22 protein-coding genes are annotated in these 21,502 nt (G+C 46.9%); 10 read left to right on the top strand and 12 right to left on the bottom strand.

The genetic code is table 11. The features are described from left to right. Positions 1-58 precede the first annotated feature (58 nt). The 7 genes from MKX68_RS03430 (at position 59) to MKX68_RS03460 (ending at position 5,634) form a co-directional block, all read left to right on the top strand. The gene (locus MKX68_RS03430; protein ID WP_249911453.1) at positions 59-589 is read left to right on the top strand and encodes an ankyrin repeat domain-containing protein; all 531 of its coding nucleotides are present in this window, start codon (positions 59-61) and stop codon (positions 587-589) included. Between the two features lie 216 nt (positions 590-805). Further along, positions 806-1,321: a sigma-70 family RNA polymerase sigma factor gene (locus MKX68_RS03435; protein ID WP_240768268.1), complete on the top strand. Its 516-nt coding sequence runs from the start codon at positions 806-808 to the stop codon at positions 1,319-1,321. Continuing rightward, positions 1,318-2,652 carry a DUF4179 domain-containing protein gene (locus MKX68_RS03440; RefSeq protein WP_133386822.1) on the top strand — a complete coding sequence of 445 codons (1,335 nt, stop codon included), beginning with the start codon at positions 1,318-1,320 and terminating at the stop codon, positions 2,650-2,652. Before MKX68_RS03435 ends, MKX68_RS03440 begins: the two co-directional genes overlap by 4 nt. 94 nt (positions 2,653-2,746) lie before the next feature. Next, positions 2,747-3,790 (top strand): S66 family peptidase, encoded by a 1,044-nt coding sequence (locus MKX68_RS03445; RefSeq protein WP_340909139.1) that lies wholly within the window; start codon positions 2,747-2,749, stop codon positions 3,788-3,790. A gap of 64 nt (positions 3,791-3,854) precedes the next feature. Then, positions 3,855-4,160, top strand: coding sequence for a hypothetical protein (locus tag MKX68_RS03450; protein WP_338592387.1), 306 nt, complete (start codon positions 3,855-3,857; stop codon positions 4,158-4,160). Positions 4,161-4,395: 235 nt separating this feature from the next. Next, positions 4,396-5,157, top strand: a complete 762-nt coding sequence (locus MKX68_RS03455) for a threonine/serine exporter family protein (protein ID WP_338594877.1) — start codon at positions 4,396-4,398, stop codon at positions 5,155-5,157. Positions 5,158-5,175: 18 nt separating this feature from the next. Further along, positions 5,176-5,634, top strand: coding sequence for a threonine/serine exporter family protein (locus tag MKX68_RS03460; RefSeq protein ID WP_074094046.1), 459 nt, complete (start codon positions 5,176-5,178; stop codon positions 5,632-5,634). A gap of 130 nt (positions 5,635-5,764) precedes the next feature. On the opposite strand, the gene MKX68_RS03465 is transcribed toward MKX68_RS03460, so the two are convergent. The 10 genes from MKX68_RS03465 to MKX68_RS03510 all read right to left on the bottom strand — a co-directional run bounded on the left by MKX68_RS03465 (position 5,765) and on the right by MKX68_RS03510 (position 15,952). Beyond that, positions 5,765-6,310, bottom strand: coding sequence for a DUF2569 domain-containing protein (locus MKX68_RS03465; RefSeq protein ID WP_340909143.1), 546 nt, complete (start codon positions 6,308-6,310; stop codon positions 5,765-5,767). A 110-nt stretch (positions 6,311-6,420) separates the two neighbouring features. Then, a complete protein-coding gene (locus MKX68_RS03470; protein WP_340909145.1) occupies positions 6,421-8,289 on the bottom strand; it encodes a transglycosylase domain-containing protein in 1,869 nt (622 codons plus the stop codon). Next, complete coding sequence (locus MKX68_RS03475) at positions 8,283-9,023, bottom strand: hypothetical protein (RefSeq protein ID WP_340909147.1); 741 nt, start codon at positions 9,021-9,023, stop codon at positions 8,283-8,285. The genes MKX68_RS03470 and MKX68_RS03475 overlap by 7 nt, the downstream gene beginning before the upstream one ends. Before the next feature lie 98 nt (positions 9,024-9,121). Then, positions 9,122-10,255 carry a sensor histidine kinase gene (locus tag MKX68_RS03480; RefSeq protein WP_338592375.1) on the bottom strand — a complete coding sequence of 378 codons (1,134 nt, stop codon included), beginning with the start codon at positions 10,253-10,255 and terminating at the stop codon, positions 9,122-9,124. Between the two features lie 55 nt (positions 10,256-10,310). Then, positions 10,311-11,045, bottom strand: a complete 735-nt coding sequence (locus tag MKX68_RS03485; protein ID WP_017689932.1) for a response regulator transcription factor — start codon at positions 11,043-11,045, stop codon at positions 10,311-10,313. Then, positions 11,042-11,998 carry an aminoglycoside phosphotransferase family protein gene (locus MKX68_RS03490; protein WP_340909150.1) on the bottom strand — a complete coding sequence of 319 codons (957 nt, stop codon included), beginning with the start codon at positions 11,996-11,998 and terminating at the stop codon, positions 11,042-11,044. The genes MKX68_RS03485 and MKX68_RS03490 overlap by 4 nt, the downstream gene beginning before the upstream one ends. A 106-nt stretch (positions 11,999-12,104) precedes the next feature. Then, complete coding sequence (locus MKX68_RS03495) at positions 12,105-12,563, bottom strand: DinB family protein (RefSeq protein ID WP_340909152.1); 459 nt, start codon at positions 12,561-12,563, stop codon at positions 12,105-12,107. 400 nt (positions 12,564-12,963) lie between these two features. Beyond that, a complete protein-coding gene (locus tag MKX68_RS03500; RefSeq protein ID WP_340909155.1) occupies positions 12,964-13,905 on the bottom strand; it encodes a YwqG family protein in 942 nt (313 codons plus the stop codon). 341 nt (positions 13,906-14,246) lie between these two features. After that, positions 14,247-15,536 carry an ammonium transporter gene (locus MKX68_RS03505; protein WP_338592366.1) on the bottom strand — a complete coding sequence of 430 codons (1,290 nt, stop codon included), beginning with the start codon at positions 15,534-15,536 and terminating at the stop codon, positions 14,247-14,249. Continuing rightward, positions 15,533-15,952, bottom strand: coding sequence for a hypothetical protein (locus tag MKX68_RS03510; protein WP_338592364.1), 420 nt, complete (start codon positions 15,950-15,952; stop codon positions 15,533-15,535). Before MKX68_RS03510 ends, MKX68_RS03505 begins: the two co-directional genes overlap by 4 nt. Positions 15,953-16,237: 285 nt before the next feature. Between MKX68_RS03510 and MKX68_RS03515 the strand changes: the two genes are divergently transcribed. After that, positions 16,238-16,729: a DinB family protein gene (locus MKX68_RS03515; protein WP_338592362.1), complete on the top strand. Its 492-nt coding sequence runs from the start codon at positions 16,238-16,240 to the stop codon at positions 16,727-16,729. A gap of 115 nt (positions 16,730-16,844) precedes the next feature. Here MKX68_RS03515 and MKX68_RS03520 read toward each other — a convergent pair whose 3' ends face one another. Together MKX68_RS03520 and MKX68_RS03525 are read right to left on the bottom strand one after the other, a co-directional pair. Beyond that, a complete protein-coding gene (locus MKX68_RS03520; RefSeq protein ID WP_192134353.1) occupies positions 16,845-17,348 on the bottom strand; it encodes a GNAT family N-acetyltransferase in 504 nt (167 codons plus the stop codon). 96 nt (positions 17,349-17,444) lie between these two features. Beyond that, the gene (locus tag MKX68_RS03525; RefSeq protein ID WP_340909163.1) at positions 17,445-18,545 is read right to left on the bottom strand and encodes a M23 family metallopeptidase; all 1,101 of its coding nucleotides are present in this window, start codon (positions 18,543-18,545) and stop codon (positions 17,445-17,447) included. 220 nt (positions 18,546-18,765) lie between these two features. Between MKX68_RS03525 and MKX68_RS03530 the strand changes: the two genes are divergently transcribed. Together MKX68_RS03530 and MKX68_RS03535 are read left to right on the top strand one after the other, a co-directional pair. After that, positions 18,766-19,527, top strand: coding sequence for a response regulator transcription factor (locus MKX68_RS03530; protein ID WP_340909166.1), 762 nt, complete (start codon positions 18,766-18,768; stop codon positions 19,525-19,527). Further along, the gene (locus MKX68_RS03535) at positions 19,524-21,284 is read left to right on the top strand and encodes a sensor histidine kinase (RefSeq protein ID WP_340909169.1); all 1,761 of its coding nucleotides are present in this window, start codon (positions 19,524-19,526) and stop codon (positions 21,282-21,284) included. The genes MKX68_RS03530 and MKX68_RS03535 overlap by 4 nt, the downstream gene beginning before the upstream one ends. The last annotated feature ends 218 nt before the right edge of the window (positions 21,285-21,502 follow it).

Genomic DNA, 21,502 nt, shown 5'->3' on the forward strand with positions numbered 1-21,502 from the left:
AACCTCTGAAGAGGAACATCTATAATTACATTATCTCATCAGATGGAGGTATTCCTTTATGAATCATGCAGAACAGATTAATCAACTATTTCAGGCTGCACAGGCTGGAGATGTGGCCAACCTGCAATTATTGCTCGCTTCTCACCCGGAACTCACCAATACTGAAAATCAGGATGGGTTAACTCCGCTGGGGTATGCCTCTCATTATGGACAAGCTGGAGTAGTTCGTCTTCTTCTGGAGTATGGAGCCGATGTTAACGCCCTTTCTCATTCCAAGATTTCCTTTATTCCGTCCAATACTGCACTGCATGCCGCACTTGCGGGAGAACGCTCGCCAGAAGTTATCCACCTTTTGCTCGAACATGGGGCATCAACGAGCATTCTGGACAGCGATGGACAAAATGCGCTGCACTCGGCAGCATTTCATACGGATCAGATTGAACTTATCGAGATGTTACTTCAGCATGGAGCTGATCCAAACGCGCTAAACTCAGCGGGCCAGACCGCACTGGAGATTTCACTTGAACGTGGCAACACGTCTACAGCTTCATGTCTGCGAGCAGCCTTGGCAGCACAGCAGCAACAATGATTAGATAACGTGAGCAATACCGTGAATAACCGTCAGGACTCTTTTTGGAGTACAAAGAGAAGGTCCGACGGTTATTTGTTGTCCTCTACGTTCTCGTATACATACGTAGTTCAACTTCTATAGAAATCGCAATACATCATATTTTTTTAGAAAATAAGAACCGTTTGGAGCCTTACGCGGTCTAATACTCAACATATCCATGAAAGGAGGAGCCATGTGACCCCTACCCAGCTCACCATCGCCGCACAAAAAGGGGATGCCGAGGCTTTTGCAGCCTTAATGGAATTACATCAGAGCCGACTGTACCGTATCGCCTATGCCTACCTGCACAATGAAGGCGATGCCCTCGAAGCTATTCAGGAATCAACGTTCAGGGCGTTCCGTCAACTCAAAAAATTAAAAGAGCCCTCCTACTTTGGCACTTGGCTCATCCGCATTCTGCTCAACTACTGTGCGGACGAACGCAAACGCAAAAGTCGGTTCAGTCCCGTCACCGAGATTCATGAATCCAGCAGTTGGGATCGTCCTGCGGACCCCGATCTTGCTGCCGCCGTCTCAACTCTTGACCGGGATTGCAAACAGATTATTATCCTGAGTTATTTCGAAGGCTTCTCCTTAACTGAAGTTGCCGATATTCTCGACATCCCGACCGGAACCGTAAAATCCCGATTACATCGGGCGCTCGGACGGCTCCGTGATCAACTTGAAACGAAAGGAGATGTATCCTCATGACGGATGAACAAAACTCGTTCGACGCATTGGAAGAACGGCTGAATGCTCGCAAGACGGAATATGAAACCATGCCTGTACCGGATGCTGCCTATCAGGCTGTTCAGTCCGGAATCCGCCAGGCTGCCCGCAAACGCAAGTCCCGGCTGCGCTGGTACATGAGTTCCATCTCGGTAGCGGCCTTCATCCTGCTGTTTACCGGATGTATCCGTGTCTCTCCCGCTTTTGCGTCCTTCGTGGAGCAATTGCCCGGCATGGAAGGCATTGTGAGTATGATTCGCCAGGACAAAGGATTAATGATGGCCATCGATAAGTCCCTCTTACAGCAGGTCGGTGTCACCGACGAGCATGATGGTGCTTCCTTGACCGTTGAAGGCATTATTACAGACGAGTCACGTATGGTCATTTTTTACACGATGAAGGGCATGAAAGATTCGGAGAAATTCAATTATGACATTGATTTGCTGGATGAGAACGGAAAAGATCTTCCTGTTGCATTTAGTTACGCTTCACCTAAACCGGCTTCAGACAAAAATGTATATGAGGATATGATTGATGTGATCTTCACAGATGGAGCCCTTCCTCCTGAAGAGCTGAGTGTTGTGTTTAAGTCCAGAGATACAGCAAGTGCTGAAGAGTGGAAATTGACATTCCCGGTAGACAAAAATCTTACCAAAGGCATGAAAAAAGTCATTCCCGTGAATCAGACATTAACGGTGGATGGGCAGCGTATTGATGTGAAACAGGCTACCCTGTATCCAACCCGTCTTGTGCTTGATGTGAATTTTGATCCTAAAAATACCAAGAAGGTATTTGGCCTCAGTGATCTTCAACTGGTCGACGAGCAAGGTCGCGCGTGGAGAACAGATACCTCAACAGGTGGGGATGAACGTTCCATTTATTTCGAAAGCATGTACTTCTCCATACCGAAAAAGCTGACCTTACAGGGATCTGGCTTCTCGGGATTGGACAAAAAGGATCTGAATCTTTCACTTGATCTGAAGTCACGTCAGATTACAGGTGGTCCTCCTGGATTGAAGATGGTTGGCAGCAAGGTTGAAGGCAACGATTTAATTATTGACTTCTCTGTTGCTGGCAGTATGCAAGGTGGGTTCGTTCTCTCTTTCGAAAATGTTAAAGACAGTGAAGGGAAGTCATATGAGATTCCTGGAACCAGTTGGAGTAGTGGGGAAGGGACGGATGATAGTCATACGATTGTTTCTTCTACTATCGAAAATGGAGCCAAGTTAAAAGGTGAATTGAAGATGAACATATCCACCTATCCGATGAAAATCAAGTCACCATTCTCATTGGAGATTCCTGTGAATCCTTAATCTGAACACAACGTGCTTTCAATAATCGGATTAATCTATATAATGGAAATATTCATGAAGATGAGCAATATTCACAAGAAAGGGTGTTTCCATAATGAATCAACGTTCGATCCGTTATCCGCAGCCACTCGCTCCGGGAAATACCATCGGTGTGGCAGCCCCCTCCAGCGGTGTAGGTGAATCCCTGCACCATTATCTTGAGGAGAGCAAACGCAATATGGAGCGCCTGGGTTTTGGCGTGATGGAAAGCCCCTCTCTACGTCATAACACCAAATGCGTGAGTGCCTCCAAAGAGTTACGCGCCGAAGAGATGAATGAATTTTTTCGCAATCCTAATATTCAGGCCATTATCCCTCCATGGGGTGGAGAGTTTCTTATGGATATCCTGCCCCTGCTGGATTGGGAAGCTTTGAAAACCTTGCCGCCCAAATGGGTCATGGGATACTCGGATATCAGTACCTTCCTGTTCGCCTATACCCTGATCACCGGCACAGCGACAGCGCACGGCACCAATTATGTTGATCTAAGATCAAGCTCTCTCGATCCGGTGACTGCGCGCTGGATTGATGTTTTACAGACCAATTACGGCGGACAGATCACCCAATCGTCTTCCACACACTATCAGTCTGAATGGAAAATGGAACTGCCTGGATTTAATCTGGACACACCTTCGCGCTGGAAACAGCTCGGCCACTCGGAAGATGAAGATAAAGCTGTGGCGTTCTCCGGTCGGCTGATCGGCGGCTGTATGGATACAATCACCTGTCTAATCGGCACCCCGTATGCACCCGTCCAATCGTATCTGGATCAGTACTGTGCAGATGAAGGAACGATCTGGTATCTGGAGAGCTGTGAGATGAACGCGGGGGATATCTATCGTCATCTATGGCAGATGAAACAGGCTGGCTGGTTTGCAGGCGTGAAAGGCTTCATGTTCGGCCGGCCTGCAGGGTATTCTGATACAGCCAATTTCAATTTTACCGATGCCCTATCCTCTGCACTTGGGGATCTGGATGTCCCTGTACTGTACGATGTGGATCTCGGCCATGTTCCGCCCCAGCTCACCTTTGTGAATGGAGCATTAGGCAAAGTCGCTTATGAAAATGGACGCGGGAGCCTTGAGATGGCGTTTGTGTAATCACCTTTTATAGGCAGATGCATACCTTGAAGTAAGAACTTATTTTGAGGAAGGGTTGTGCATCATGTCTGAATCGACATCCACGCCATCCACGCGTGTCGTGTATCAAGCCAATCAACCGATGCTTCAATCCGTGCAAAGTGTGCGGAATATGCTTCATCATACAGCTCGGCAGCATATAGGCAAGAAGGTACAAGTCCAGAATATCGATGGGCAAGTGTGGGAAGGTGTCATCATCAGTGCGGACCGGGGAATTTTGTATCTCCAGGTTACCCCGATTCATGGATATCCTGAACCGCGTGCCTTGTTTGGACCAACAATTTTGCCGCTTGTGCTGTATGAACTGTTGGTTATCACGCTGTTGATGTAGTGGCATTGTACTTCTATATCCGAACCTGTTCCAAGAAGCTTCGCTCCTGAGATCTTCAAGTCTTGGGAACGAAGCTTTTTTATGGTCTCGGCTATGGTGCGGTATGATTCCTTGCGAGCGTGTGAAATATGATACAATGGTGTCGCACCACCCCATATCTCATATGAAACGGAGCTTGATCCGGTTGGAATACATACGTCATGATTCATCACCCGTATCACAAGTCGAGACGGGTATGATTGGCAGCAACCCTACTGAACAATCCCGCGTGATTGCCATCTGTCTGCTCGCAGGCAAAATCATGCTGCAAAGCGGTGGTGAGACCTACCGTGTGGAAGATACGATGAAACGTATGGCGGCGGCGCTGGGTTTACCCCATTCGCACAGTTACGTTGTCCCGACAGGCATCTTCTTCTCTGTTGATGCAACCGAACCCGCCAAGCTGATTCGCATCTCTGAGCGTACAACGGATCTGGACAAGGTGTCCGAGGTGAATGCGGTCTCCCGCCGTATTGGACAAGGTGAGCTATCCGCTCAGGAAGCCCATGATCTGTTGGTACAGATCGAAGGTAAGCCCTCCTCCTATTCAACGGCTGTGCAGCTTACGGCCGCAGCGTTATCCAGTGGTTGTTTTACCATTATGTTTGGCGGGGGCTGGAGGGACTTTCTTCCGGCGCTGATCTGTGGGGGCATAGGTTATGCAGCCGTTATTGCCTTTCACCGGTTGGTACGGGTCAAATTCTTTGCCGAGCTTACGGCATCCTTTGTTATTGGCATACTCGCTTTTCTCCTGATCTATATGGGAGTGGGTCATGAACGGGACAAAATCATCATTGGTTCGGTGATGCCGCTGGTTCCGGGGCTGTTGATTACCAATGCTGTACGCGACCTGATGGCCGGGCATCTCGTATCCGGATTATCCAAGGGAGCCGAGGCATTTCTGACTGCCTTTGCCATAGGTACCGGCATTGCAGTTGTATTTTCACTTTTTATGTAAGACGGAGGAATGCAGGATATGCTCCATTTTATTGAACAAGCCTTAACCAGTTTTGTCGCTTCAGCCGCGTTTGGGATCATCTTCAACGCACCACGGCGCATGCTGCTCCACGGTGGATTTGTCGGCATGATCGGCTGGATTATCTATATCGTGCTTGAATATGCAGCGGATGCGGTTCCTGCTACACTTGCAGCGACCATAGCCGTAGGTGTCATCAGCCAGATATTCTCTCGCATGTTTCGCGCCCCCGTCATCATCTTCAGCGTTGCAGGCATCATTCCTCTGGTTCCTGGTGGACTGGCGTATAATGCGATGCGAAGTTTTGTGCAAAATGACTACAGTGCCGCTATGGAGATGGCCGCCAAAGCACTCATGTTATCCGGCGCCATTGCCGTAGGCCTAGTGTTATCCGAGGTATTAAACCAGATGATACGCCGAATTCCCGCCTCACTGCGGACAAAATCATCATCGAAATGATTATTCTTTTCACATATCAGCACACTTAAGGCCCGTTAGCATACAGGATGAGATCTTGTATACCAACGGGCCTTACGTATCACTATCCTATAGAGCACTATAGTGCAGTGAAACAATCAAAGAAGTCTATTTACTTCACAAACGTATTCTTCACACGTACCGACCTCAGGAAATATGGAATGAAGATACAGCACGTCAGAATGGATCGTATCGTCAAATTAAATGCTGATGTTGGATCGAGCACATGCTGTTCTCTCGGAGTCTCAATTCGTGCGATCATAATCCATGTCATGATTCCAATGAATAAATTCACAATGCACAGCACAATCATCATGCGTGGAAACTGTTTCTTTTTCTTATACAACAATACGAGATTCACGATAACAATCATTAGTAAAATGACGCTGCTTATGACTCCGAACCAAAGGAGCGGGCGTATTCCCTCAGTATAAAGTTCCGAGTCGACACCGCGGACACCCTCCCATCTTACCGGATCCATAATGACATTTACCTGCGACATATCCGCGATCAGAAGCGCCAGTGAGACCCACAGGCCAATCTGAATTAAAATAAGCCATCCGCCTAATCCGGAGATGCCAGGCCGTTCCGGTCTGATACCACTTTTAGGCTGCAGCGAGCTTGTATCCCGTTCCGATTTCCTATATTTATAGTTCATTTCAGCCTCCGTTTACGATAGATAAGATACATATTATACATTAGAGGCTACATACTGTGTTATCCAAGAGAAGGAAAGAACCGTCTGGACTACGTTCTCTCTCTTGCATTCTATTGGGTAGCACGTCTCATTACCGTTGCAAACAACTCCGCTGCAACACCACTTCCTGACCTCATATAATGTTCTGTATCTGTACGATCAAATCCCATCCAAACCGCCGCAGTCCAGTTACTCGTATAGCCCACAAACCACAGATCCCGATTGGCCTCTCTTCCCACACCAGGTAATGCAGCCTGTGTTGTTCCCGTTTTACCTGCTACCTTGTGTTGACCTAACTGTGCACGACTTCCTGTCCCCTGACTGACTACATTTTGCAGCATTCTGGTCATGGCATTCGCCGTGCTCGAGGAGATTACCTGCTTATTTTCCGACTTATGAGCATATATTGTTCGTCCACGGGAATCTGTAATCTGGCGTATCAGATGGGCTGTATTCAACTTGCCATTATTCGCAAACACCGTATAGGCCTGTGCCATCTTCATTGGTGACACCCCCTGATGCACACCTCCCAAAGCAATCGAGAGGTTTAGATCTTCTTTCCCCAGTTCAATACCGAGTCGTGCCGCAAATTGATGTGCATCGTTTAGCCCTGTCTCATGAAGCAGCCATACGGCTGGGGCATTGATGGACTTTTGCAGGGCTTGGGACATGGATATTGAACCACTGTAACGCCCACCCAGATTGCTGGGGTGATAGTTGCCATAACTCATGGGTTTATCCGGTAGTATGCTCTCTGGCTTGAACTTCCCCGACTCCAAAGCAGGGCCATATGCAATAATTGGTTTAAACGAAGAACCTGGCTGCCGCGAATCCATAATCGCTCGGTTGACACCCCCTTTAAAGGGATTACGCCCACCCATCATCGCTTTTACTTCACCGTTATGCTGGTCGATAATAACCATACTTGCCTGAACCAGCTCGTCTTGGCGATCATCGGAGAATCGGGTAGTGTCTGCAAATGTTTCTTCCATCGCCAGTTGTGCCTGCTGGTCTAGCCCGGTTTGAATAACCCAACCTGCCGAGTGAATCTCTGCTTCACTTTTACCTGTGAGCCGAGAAGCCTCCTGAATCACAGCATCCACGGCAGACACATATCTCGGCTCGCTCAGGCCCGGTGAAGTTGCTGCATTCAACACGGTTTCAGGCGGCGTGTAATCGACGCTACGGGCTTCGAGCATCTGCTTTCGTGTAATTAGTCCCTGTTCATGCATGAGTCCAAGGATAACGGCACGTCTTTGTTTGGAAAGTTCAGGATGATCTACTGGATTGTATATGGATGGACCTTTGGGCATTCCCGCCAATGTAGCAATGTGCCATAGTTCCAACTGATGCATATCCTTAATTCCGAAATACCGCCAGGCTGCCGCTTTTACACCATACTGCTGGCGTCCCATGTAGATCTGATTCAGATACATTTCCAGAAGTTCATCCTTGCTGTATTTCTTCTCAAGAGCCATTGCAATCGACATCTCATTCACCTTTCGACTCAACGTTTTATCCCCATTCAAGTACAGATTTCTTGCCAGTTGCTGCGTGATGGAGCTTCCTCCCTGACTCAGATTCATATGTATAATATCTTGCACTATGGCCCTGCCGAGACCGATGAAATCCAGTCCATCATGGTTGTAGAAACGTCGATCTTCTGTAGCCAAAAAAGCCATCTTTAATAAATCTGGCATGGCGCTCAGGTCAGCATATTCGGAAACCCCTTTGGTCTGCGTATGCAACCTCGAAATTTCGGTCCCCTCTGCATTCGTAATAAAGGTTGAAGAGGCCACCTGCATGGCCTCTGGATGATTTCCAATCATTCCTTCGCCATAAGTAATCAGATAGAGATAGAAAAAGGCCAACATCAAAACGACAACCACTGCTGTATCAAATACGGTATAAATCCATCGCTTGCTCCCGCGCTTCAACATTCAGGCTCCTTGTGTACCCGTTCCATTGAAACTTCGTGTTCCTGTCTATCTCGCTGTGTAATCTCCAGAGCATGTTGAAGCAACAATGTCTGTTCATACGCGAACTTGACCCAATGCTGAACTTCCACCTCGTCCTGGCACCGCCCTTGGATGATCTCATCCAGAGAAGATTGAATACCGTAGAGAGTAAGTTTTATCGGTAAGTCCACCTGTGTAGAACTAGTTTCAGCATTCTCCTTGTCTTCTGCAATATGTTGCTGAAGTCCGGGTTGCTCATGCTTAATAGACGCTCCCTCTATCTCTCTTCTCTCCTGTTTCGGTTCTGATATGCTCAGCCCATCCTCATGAAGGAGAATAGCAATCGTATTCAGATTGGCAGCAATTTGTCGTAGTTCACCACCACTGAGAACATCAATTCTTCCAGGATGGTGGCCCAATGCAAGTTCGGCTGTTCCGCGCGCAAGTTGACTGAGATCTTCCGCAATCTTCTGGGATCGAATCCAGAAAAAGATCGCAAATACGGCTCCACCAATGAAGATGAAAAACGGCTTTGTTCCGATATGGTTGATTCCCCAGTTCATCATACGCGTTATCCATGCTGTATCAGGAAGGACATGGTTATGCGCAAATCGCAGCACATGATAAACGACAAAAAGGAGCGCTACGCTCAGTAACGCGCTTGCTCCTCCAATGTATATGTATCTTAATCTTACAGTACTGAATCGGGTCTTCATATTCGGTATCCTCCTCTATACAACAATAAGTAATAGAGGTAGCATACCTAATATTTCTTAATAAGGAAGTAGTTAACTTCTTACCAAATTCTTAATTATTACTGCTCTTCGTAATTACTTGGCGGAGCAGCAGTTACAGGGAATCGGGTAACAAAATCCGTTCTGCCATTTTCACTGTAGGCAACGATACTTCCTCGATGTAATTCAATCATCGATTTGGCAATCGCCAGGCCGAGACCCGTACCTCCCGTTTCACGGGAACGCGATTTATCCACACGATAGAATCGATCAAACAGATGTGGCAGATCTTGTGCCGGAATCGGTTCACCATAATTACTGATGCGGACTACAGCCTCTTCACCTTCAAGGGCCAGCCCAATCTCCATTAGTTTACCTTGCGAACCATACCGAATGGCATTGCTGAACAGATTCTCATATGCTCGTACAAGCTCCCCAGGAGCAGCTTGTATCCATAGTGGCTCTTGCCCGCCAATGATCTTGTAGGTCATGCCAGCATCCTCCAGCATGGGAGCAAACTCTTCAGCCAGCTGCATTAGAAACGAATTCAGGTTCAACGCTTGCAAAGATAACGGAAGACTCCCGCCACTCACACGCGTATATTCGAATAAGTCATCAATCAACTTGCGAAGAGTCAGGGATTTCTCATAGGCGATGCTAACGTAATAGCGCATCTCAATCTCATCCTGGTAGCGATCCTTCTCAATGTACTCCAGAAATCCCAGAATAGAAGTGAGCGGTGTTCTCAGATCATGTGATATCCCCGTAATCAGGTCGTTTTTGGCAGCAACTGCATTACGCTCTTCCTGAAGCGATAACTGCAATTGTTCAGCCATCTGATTAATGCTTGCAGCAACCACTCCGAATTCATCCGAGGTCTTCACTTCGATGCGATGGGACAGCTCTCCTTTGGCAACTTCCTGAATCCCTGCCGTAATTTCATCCAGAACCCGCATCACCTTGCGAGAAAACAGGAAAAAAAACAGCACAAAACTGAGCACGCCTACCACAATCATCAAAGGCACCGAACCGATATTATTCACCAACCACCTGATCCCTTGGGCCGGAATGGAATAATCCGGATACGTCTGAGCTTCCAGAATGGTCTGCCCCACCTGACTGCCCCCGTATAAAATAACTGCAGTTAATATGCCACTCAGCAAAAATGCATAGATAAATTTCCATCGGACTGTATTAATCAACTTTGAATTCATAATAGGAACTCCCTGAATGTGTTCATGTCACATGACATCCTGTGGATGTACATGTTTATTGCGGTTTGATCATCTTGTAACCCACACCCCATACGGTCTGAATGAACTTGGGATGTTTGCTGTCGAGTTCAATCTTCTCACGAATCTTGCGAATATGTACCATGACAGTATTATTCGACTCCATGAATTCTTCCTTCCAGACCTGACGATAGATCTGTTCCATACTGAGTACTGAACCTTGGTGGCGAGCCAGTAATTCAAGAACAGCAAATTCACGCGGAGTCAGACGAACCGGCTGCTCATCCACCCAAACTTCATGTGTATCGGTATTAATGACCAGATCATCAATAACCCACTCGTGCTCTTTGTTCTCCCGACCTTCATTGAAGGTATGATACCTGCGCAGCTGAGATTTGGCCCGTGCCACAAGTTCAAGCGGGTTAAATGGCTTGGTCACATAATCATCAGCACCGATGCTTAGCCCTGTAATTTTATCCATATCCATACTTTTGGCGGACAGCATAATAATCGGCATTTTCTGCTCTTCCCGAATTTTCATACAAGCTTCGATTCCGTCCATATTTGGCATCATAACATCCAGAATAATAAGATCAATCGACTCTTTTTTCAATTGTTCCAGTGCTTCAAGCCCATCATTCGCAGTGAGAATCCGATAACCCTCGTTGCCAAAATAAATTTCCATCAGTTTAATAATCTCCTGCTCATCATCCACAAGCAGAATGGTTGCTGGCTGTGCCACGGCATTATTCCTTTCCCTTCCATAATTCATGATCTGTTCAAAGTATACCACCGAGGGATGAAACTGCGAAAATCATCGTGATCTTCACGGACACGCTCGATCTTGGTCATCATCTCATGTGTCTCTTCCGGCTTCACCTGCTGAATCCACACCACAGAAGACACCAGCGCCATAGCCGTATACAGTGAATACAATCTCCAGAATAACTCATTCGGTTCATTGCCATCGAAATAGCCCTGAATCTGACCTTTGGAATATGGAATACTGATCTCCGAAGCAAACAAACCCAGCTTCAAAAATTCATGAATGGGATCCCCTTGATCATAACGATTAAAATCAATCACTCCTGCGAGCTTATCCTGCTTAACGACAAGATTGCTCGGGTGGAAGTCATCATGTTGAAATCCATCTGGACGATTTTTCATCCAACCGAAATGGTCTGCAATAAACGTTAGAATGGCCTGATCCTCTTTCATCACGATCGGGCACTGTTTATAGCGCTCTACGTAACGTTGATGCTTCGTGCTCTTGCGTATGTACCATGATTCGGTCTGTTCCTCCATCGGCAACTTGTGAATCAGTTGTAGCTGCGCTCCTGCTTCAAAGCCAACCGCCCACTGCTGTTGTTCATTCAGTTGAGGCAGTCTCTCGGAAGCATCTTCGCCTTCAATGTAGCTAAGAATCATATAACCGTTCTTCTCATCCAATCTACCTGTGCCTAACGTTGCTGGACACAGTACACCTAATTGTTCCATGCTCTTCAAACATTGATATTCCCTTTGCTTCATCGATTCCTCAGCAACATCATATACCCTCACCAACACATGGCCTTGGCCAGGGACAAACATTTTGAATTTAGCATCCGCTGAATACCCCTTCAAAACGGGTTCAATCCGTGTAGCCTGATCAAGTTCAGGAATCTGTTTTAACCTGTCAATCAACGTATTGTCCATCGATGCATTCCATGTATTATGTCGTTCCATACCAGAATCCTCCGTTATTTCACGTATAACGTGTAGTATCGTCGGTCTATTCCCACTTTAACCCATGATGTTTCCTATAACATGCTTATATGTATTCTATCTGTTTCTATTTAAAAAGTACTGATTCGGGTTCTTTGCCCGTCAGGGTCAGCATCGTATACAATTGTCCCCTGTGATGATATACATGCCCCATTATCTCAAGCAACCACTCCAGCCGACTATAGGAAGCTCCCCAGTACGAATCCGTCACATGTAGTAACTCTTCCGTGTTAAACTGCCTGTAACGTTGGTATAGATACATCTGGTTATCAATCAGTGCCTGCTTGATCTCAGGGAGCGAATGCACCTGGTTCTCTGCATAGAATTGAGCCATCTCTTCCTCCGATGCACCTTCGGAAATATAAACATCCGCTCGGCAGATCACAGACAGATGGGCTAGTAACTCTCCAACAGGCCGTTTACCTTCAATTGGAGTCAAAGCCAAGTCTTCTTCCGACAACTGATCACATATATCAATCAACGATGTTACGGCCACGTCAATATGTTTGAACGCAGATTGAATCAACAGATACACTTCCTTTTTATCCCATTATACAGAACATATGATCGGTTATCAACCAAGATATCCCTCCCTAATATATACCCCAAATCTATATAAATTGAACAAAACATTTATACATAACGTAGAAGACAGAAAGGACCTGAAGAAGCAACGCGTTCGCCTACAAGCTTTCTGCAAGAAAGCTACATCGGAAGCATACGCTATCCCCGTATTTCCCCTTTATAAAAGGAATCAAAAAAATCTGGGGATAACAGCGATCGGAAGGTTGTTCTGTCATCGGAGTGTGCAGTGTAAATATTCTTTAGTTCAATTTATATAAACATCTACGAACAAAAAAGTCCTTCCTCCTTCTTATAGACGGGATTCAGGACATTTTGTTGCCTATATGAGTTCAAATCTTTGCTCAACTTGAGTATAACGAACAATACGTTTGCTCGAATCGTCCAGCCTCCAAGTCAGACTTGCGAATGAAAAATTGCAGCTCCCCGCAATCCCACCATTGGAAACCAATAGCATCATGTGTATCTATCTTCAACAGCAGCAGCGTATCGGATAGTTCCTGCCATGTCCGATCCTCATCACCGCCGTAATGCTTGGTCAGCTTCTTCTCACACTCCTGCTCATTATAATCGTACTCTTCTCCCAATGCGATCTGTAACAAGGCCCGATGCTCGGCATCCGGATGCTGCCCGTCAGGATATCCAAACATTCCACCCCAATTCAGCGTACTCGGATGATTCCAGCTCGACTCGAACTCAAGGTATCGGTCATACAGACTCACTTCCGCTTCGGCCTCATCGGTCTCAAGCTGAGGCGGCGAGAGCTCATTCAGCGCGTTGGCGTCTATATATGCATATGTAGGAAACTCCAGATTAGGCAGTACAGTCACCGAATGTGCAACAAACGGGGCTCCATCCAGCGCGGTATCACCTTCAGGCTCTCGCCTTATTAGGTTATGAGAACTCGGTTCAAAAATCACACGATGTTCAATGGGACAAGCAGATTCATCCGTGCCAATGAAAAAGTATAACATTCCACGTTCAGGCAAAGTCCCGCGCCCATCATTCGGCGTATACGGCGACAAATCCACCAGGTTCAGTTGGGCCAGGAAAGTCATTGGAACCCCTTCTTGTGTTACGGGCCATTCCATGCGACTCGGCAAATCCGGATGCCCACCCACACGTGAGTTTCCTGTCCTGCGATATTCGTCCAGTGTGGATACATCGAGGCGAATTCCCCAGCGGCTTGAGGACAACAGCAGATCGGCAGCAACTCCCAAACCATATTCCTCAAGTGTTTTACGGGCTTTTCTGGTCAGACGTTCACATTGTTCTGGCTTAATCATATAGATCCTCCCCTTTTGACAATACACCTATGCTGAGACATATTCAGGTTCACACCTGTATATTCTTCCGCCCGGACGTCTTTCCCTGCTTCTATATAAATTGAACTTAAGATTATTTTACACTTACCACTCCGATGACAGAACAACCTTCCGATCGCTGTTACCCCCAGAATTTTTTAGATTCACCTTTGCAAAGGTAAAAATCCGGGGATAAAGGCGAACTCTTCATTTCTTCAGGTTCTTTCTGTCCTCTACGTTCTCGTGTAAATGTGTAGTTCAATTTATATAGAAAAAAGAGACTGACACTCCTTGTCAGTCTACTTCTTTATCCTATATTGCATTTAACGATTTGGATCAGAAGACTTTTCCTGGTAAGCACGCATATGCTCCTCACCATCCAGGAATTCATGGGCCTGATGGGCTGCCATCACACCATGATAGCTGATATCCAGACCCAGATCTTCCTCTTCTTCTGTCGAACGTACAGGCACAATTTTGCCAATCAACTTTAACCCGATCCAGGTCATGGCGAATCCCCAGATGACCAAGGCTGTAAGGCCAAGTGCCTGAACACCCAGCAACCTCCAGCCGCCGCCCATGAATAATCCACCATCCGTGGCAAACAGACCTACGGCAATCGTGCCCCACATTCCTGATGCGGCATGCACCGGGAAAGCACCAACTGGATCATCAATCTGCCGACGGTCCAGCCAGTTGGTGGCAGCCATCATCAATAAGCCGGATACGGCCCCAATGAATATCGCTGCTGCATCACCAACAAAAGCACACCCTGCCGTAATGCCGACCAGTCCCGCAAGCGAACCGTTAATGACCGATGGTGCATCTGAACGATTGAAGCGGAATAACGTATACAGCAACGTGACTGCACCACCCGAAGCCGCAGATAACATCGTAACAATCGCAATGTGACCAATTCTTACATCCGTCGCGCTGAGTGTACTACCTGCATTGAAACCAAACCAGCCGAACCATAACAGAAATGCACCTACAGATGCCAGTGGCAGATTGCTCGGGAGTGCGATGGCACTTACGCCAAGTGGCGTGTACTTCCCTTTACGCGGACCAATGATAATCGCAGCAGCCAGTGCCGAGAATCCGCCAAGCGCATGGATGACGGCCGAACCGGCAAAGTCCTGCATCCCCAGCTGACTAAGCCAGCCGCCGCCCCATGCCCAGTGTCCACCAATTGGATAGATGATCGCCGTCATCAATATGATATATAACAGGTAGGCACGGAAGTTGATGCGCTCGGCTACCGCTCCTGAAACGATGGAAATAACGGCAATGGTAAAAGCAGCCTGGAACAACCAGAATGTCTCCAGAGATACCGGTACGTCCAGGTGAGACAAATCCCCATTCAGGAAAAATCCCGTTACTCCCGCAAAACCGCCAACGTCCGAACCATACATCAGTCCAAAACCGATAGCATAGAACAGCAACGTTCCAATCGTAATGTCAGCAAAAACCTTCATAATAATGTTCACACTATTTTTATAACGCACAAAGCCAGCCTCGAGCAGGGCGAATCCACCCTCCATCAATAAAATCATCGCTGCACTCAGTACGACCCAGACCGTATCAATCCCGGTGCTTAACGTCTCCAAAGTCATGCTTGTACATCCTCCGTTTCACTAAGCTGTCTGAGCTCACGGATTGTTTCGGGCGCAAGCTCAATCTTGTCCCGCTCAATGCTGTCCGGATGCTTAATTCGCTCTGCGATCTGATCCAATTCACGTATGCGTCTGCGAATCTGTTCCATCTTGCGAAAACGTTCCTTCACCTGCACCATATACTCTACCGCCTGATGATGGGATGCGGGGCGTCCCGCAAACCATTTGCGTACGGGCGACAACGATTGATAAGCGATCTCTTCCGCTCGACGCTTTTGTTCGAACTGTTCGATCTTCTGTTTGAGCGTTTCGATCTCATTTTCTTTTTTGACCTTCAGCCGTTCGATAAGGTACAATAAATCGGACGATGATATTTGCAATGCTGTATGGTGATACACCTCGTCGATTACTAACATATCATGTCAGGACTCCTTACATATCAAGTTACTTGTACCGATTATAGTTTGCCGGGGTCTACCCGTCAATCTTTTTTTGGACTTGTGATGGATTTAAATGAACCGTTCATGGAGAACGGCTTTTTTTATTTGGCACAGATTACATCTAACAAGGCTAATCTTGCCCAGGTTCGCATTCACTCTTTCCATTCTCAATGCTTATAGAATAAGCATCCACTTTTGGGGTAATGAACATACACAGACTACCCGCATCATAGAACCTATATATAAGGAGAGGATTGCACAATGTTTACCCGTAATGACAATATACGCAACCAAATCTGGGAAGCAATCTCGGGACTCGAAGAAGAACAATTGAACCAAAAACCTTCACCCCAACAATGGAGTATTATGCAAGTACTACGACATCTGAATCTGATGGAAAATGTAATTGGAAAACAAGCCCGCCTTGCCCTAGAGAAGGAACAGACGGTGTCTGTGGACAAAAAACCATATGAATTATCGTTGGACCGCAGCCGCTCCGTCGAGGCACCACCCCATCTTCAGCCTCCAGCAGCGCCTGAAGCACTTGCAGACGTACGCAGTGATCTGGACGAATCTCACCAAGCGTTAAACAACTTTGCATTGGATCATGATCCTGACCTGCTGCGCAGCAAGTCCTTTCCTCATCCCGTATTTGGTGAGATGGATCTTACTCAATGGATTGACTTTACAAGTTATCATGAGGAACGTCATCTGGGACAGATCCAAGAGATTAAACAGCAGCTTGGCGTATAAACACAACCTCCTTTTCACATAGCGAAGAATATAGTCTAACGACAAAAAAACCTCCAATCCTATTAATTTAGGTTGGAGGTTTTCAGTGTTCTTATGTTACGAATAAGAACGACACTTATATTTTTTTGCCCAAAATCGCCAGATCTCTATTCACACCATCCAACACGGCCACTTCGGGATAATATCCCCACTGTTCAAAACCATGCTTGCGCAATAACCCCAGACTCGGTTCGTTATGCCCGAAGACAAATCCGAGAATGGTTGTAATTCCAAGTGCAGGACATGCTGCAAATACCGTTTCGAGCAAACGTCCGCCAGCCCCAATTCCGCGGCATTGCTGATCCACGTATACACTGACTTCCACCGTTCCATTATACGCAGGGCGTCCATAGAACGAGCTGAGACTTGCCCAAGCTACCACATGCCCTGCCTGCTTCATCACCCAAAGCGGACGATGATCCGGTGAATGGTCCTCAAACCACGGAATACGCTGCTCCACCGTCACCGGCTCCAAATCCGCTGTTGCCATACGGCCCTCAATAGTGGAATTATATATTTCCACAATCCTCGGCAAGTCCTCCAGGCGCGCATATTCAATCTGCACATCTTCCAGTTTCATCGCTATTCCTCCATCATCTCAGATCGTTCTATTATCATAGAGGATATTATAACGGAGAAGAGAAGTTTTCGTCACCTCTAACATTCTGACAGAGAATTACTCTGGAAGTCCCTGTATTGTGTTCCCACGAGTGAACTGCTGACTCTGGTCTGCCCAACGAATGTTAATTGAGCGAGATGTGAACAGATCCGGGCCGTCCGACACTTGGAAATGCAGATGAGCTTCACTGGAGTTACCCGAATTACCGAGCTCACCGATAGGGTCTCCTTGCTTGAGCTTATCTCCTTTTTTGACCGAAACACTGCCTTCCTTGATGTGTCCTGTGATGCTGTATTCACCATTTCCATGATCGATCACCACATAGTTACCCGCCGGCTCTTCCGGATTCATGACACCTGGTACATTGTCCGGAATATCGTTTTTGATTTCGACGACTGTTCCGTCCGCAGCAGCATAGAGTGGTTCACCAAAAGCATAGTAGTTTTCGTTTGCCGTTGCATCACCTTGATAACTGGATTGTTCTTTGGTCCGAACGATATCTAGCGCATACCGCTGCGTTTCGTGCTCATAATGATAGTTTGACAAGGCATCATTGCCTCCCCAGAATACGTACCATTCCCCCTTCATCGGCAATTGAAATTCCGTTTTGGTGAATTTGGCATCCGTGTCCTCATGAGCTTGCAGTGGTTGGATCGAGAGACCTTCAATTTGATTTTCTTCGGAAAAATAGGCTCGAATCCCTTTGGTCCCAGTCTGATCCTTCCAGGCCACCTCAGATATTTGATTCATTTTGGCGTCTACCACTTGCTCCCATGATTCAACACCCTCCAGAAAAGGATCAGCGGTCGTTTTGAACTGCTCAAGCGTTAACGTCCCCTTTAATTCCGGAGAGAACTGATTATAGATTGCATCCTTTGAACCGTTCATCAAGGTATCTATGAAATTGTCTGGTGTAACCATCGTGCTCACCTCTGAACTTGAGTTCTGCTCCTGATTCGAGTTCTCGCTCGCTTCATTATTGGACGCCTCTTCGGCTGACTGCTGCTCCGCCTGGTCAGAAGTAATGGAGTTGCTGTTACCGCAAGCAGACAGTATCACGCAAGCTCCAAGGGTAATCGCAAGCACCTTCCAACCCCTTTTATTCTGTGATTTCAAATGTGTATTTTGCTCTGATTTCAGATGACCTTCTCTGTTCATTCTCAACATCCCTTCTACTAATCGTTATACTTTCCAGTTAAGTGTACAGAATGAGTCTTATCCTTCGTCTAACCCCAACTTACCAGTAGCTAAACTCGTCTTACCCTATAACGCTGTATAATTAAGATTCCGTTAAGATAGCTCATACGCTATACAGCCTTCTTGGATGGTATGATTAGCAATACACACAACGGAAGGATCAGGAGGTCATTTTTAAACTATGGATAACGTCTCATTACTGCTTGTGGATGATGAACAGGCCATTCTGCATATGCTCAAAACCGTTCTGCTCAAAGAGCAGTTTCTCGATATTGATACCGTTACAACAGGCGAAGCTGCCATTGAGGCATGCAACAACAAGACATACCACTGCATCGTGCTCGACATCATGCTTCCTGGCAAAAGCGGACTGGAAATCTGTCCTTTTCTAAGGCAGGTCACCGATGCGCCCATCCTGTTTCTGACGGCCAAAACAACCGATTATGACAAATTAACCGGATTCGCTGTTGGTGGCGACGATTATGTCGCCAAACCCTTTAATCCGCTGGAAGTCGTTGCTCGAATTAAATCATTACTGAAGCGTTATTTACCTTCCAAAACCGCAGCGATCTCGGATCACATCCCATCTAACGTAAATACGTCATCTCCCAGCACATCGGAAGGCGTGTACGACTTTGGACGGTTTCAAGTGCTGGAATGGGCTGGTGAGCTTCGTGTTGAAGGTGAGTCCGTATCCTGTCCAGCACTTGTGTTTCAACTACTACTCTTTTTCTGCAAACATCCCAATCGCATCTTCACCAAGTCAGATCTATATGAACGGGTCTGGGGCTCTGAAGCCATTAGTGATGACAATACCGTGATGGTTCATATTCACCGCATTCGGGAGCGCATTGAAGCCGATCCTTCCAATCCGGTGTTTCTCGTCAACGTCCGGGGTCTGGGTTATAAACTGATTCAGCCGGAACATGTGTCACGCCCATGAGTATTCGTCGCAGGTTAATGACCCGGTTTATCGGGATGCTTGCCGGTGCAGTCGTTCTTATCATCCTGCTTGGGTCTGTAGCCACCTACTGGGTCGTGCAAAAGGTAAATGAAGTGAATCTGGTGGATGATTTTGCTGTTAATGGTCTGGACCAATTGATTAATACAGCAGAGATTCTGCCAGATAATACGATCCGATATGACCCCGAATTGCTGAAACAAGTGGATAAAAATCAAGGCTGGCTCCAGGTTCTGGATGAACAAGGTTACGCTATTGATGAATATCACACACCTGCCGATGTTCCTACTCACTATAAACCGGGGGAATTGATTGCATACTGGGAAATCCAGAAGCCGTTCCCTTATCAGATTGTCATGCTGATTCGGGAGAAAAACGGGAAGGAATTCACCTTGTTATATGGCGAGAGTAACCCGGCCAAGTCCTTAATGAATAAAATTCGTTCAGACCTTGCTTTCACCAACGGGAAGCTTGATCTTCAGCCCGATCAACAGGAGGCCCTCCGTGCCGCCAATGCTTATCTTCAAGTATTGGACGCGTCAGGAAGCGAACTCTCCTCCTATAACAAACCGGCCATGGGCGTACCAAGCGAATACACCATTCAGGAACTGGTTCTGCAAATTCGCTATCCGAGTCGATCAGGCATGTCTGTTGCCACGTGGTACGATGAGAAGAATGAAACCACCTGGCTGATTAGCATCCCTGGCGATCCATTGGCGACCGGAAATCAAAACCCCTACAGTTTTATTCTGGAACCGGCATTGGTTGTATTGATCGTGTCCATCATCATTCTGCTCATTTTGCTTGCCTTCTGGTATGCCAACCGCTTCGGCTCACCTATGCTGCATATGCTCCAATGGTTACAGCGTCTGGAACGAGGACATTACGAGGAACCTACCGGAGCCTTTGGAGTGCCTCGCAGTCAGCGTCGTAACGGAAAGTGGAAGCGAAAATACAACGTGTATGCTGAAGTGCTTCGCTCCATGCAGGCCCTGTCTCACACTTTGAAGCAAGATGAAGAACTTCGGAAACAGACCGATTCTCTGCGGGAGGAGTGGATTGCTGGCATAACACATGACCTGAAGACACCCCTCTCCTCCATTCAGGGATATGCTCATATGCTTGAGGCGGATAAGTATAGCTGGACCGCGGAGGAAGTCAGAGAATTCGCAGGTATAATGCTCGATAAGTCCATGTATATGGACAGGCTTGTCAACGACCTTGCCATGACCTATCGATTACGCAGTGGAGGATATCAACCTGTGGTGGAAAAGACTGACGTAAATACGTTACTCCGTGATCTGATCCAGCGCGCTGAACGGAATCCGGCATATGGAGAAGGTCGCATCATATTCCAACCGTCCGAAGTGCCTGTGTATGGACTTGTCCATATTCCGTCGTTTGAACGAATTGTGGATAATCTGACCGCCAATGCCCTTCTTCATAATCCGCCCGAGTCCATCCTGGTTGTCAGTGTGCATTCTGGTACGCAGGCAGATGAATTCAGCATTCAGTTTGCCGATAATGGAAAAGGCATGGACTCCGAAACGGTATGGAAGTTATTTGAACGATACTATCGCGGCACAGATACAGGTACATCGGACGTTGGATCAGGGCTGGGCATGGCGGTAATCAAAGGGTTGATCGAAGCCATGAATGGTCGTATTGAGGTACAGTCCACCCCTGGTGAAGGAACGATCATTCGCTTAATATGGGATGAGCCGTCCGAAACCAAATAAAATGTTCCGCTTGACCTTTCCATTTTCAGTCTATATAATCGACACTCAATAACACCTGTTCCAATATATTGATATTGAATGCAACACATTTCAGAATAATTCAAATGAGTTTGATCTAACATATTTGGCGATGACCAGAGACAAGATTTCGTTTGCGTGCTGCCCAGAGAGAGAGGGGATTGGTGAAACCTTCTTCAGCGAACGGACCGGAATTACCC

It is taken from the genome of Paenibacillus sp. FSL M8-0212, from assembly GCF_038004645.1.
In the GTDB taxonomy this organism is placed as follows: Bacteria; Bacillota; Bacilli; order Paenibacillales; family Paenibacillaceae; genus Paenibacillus.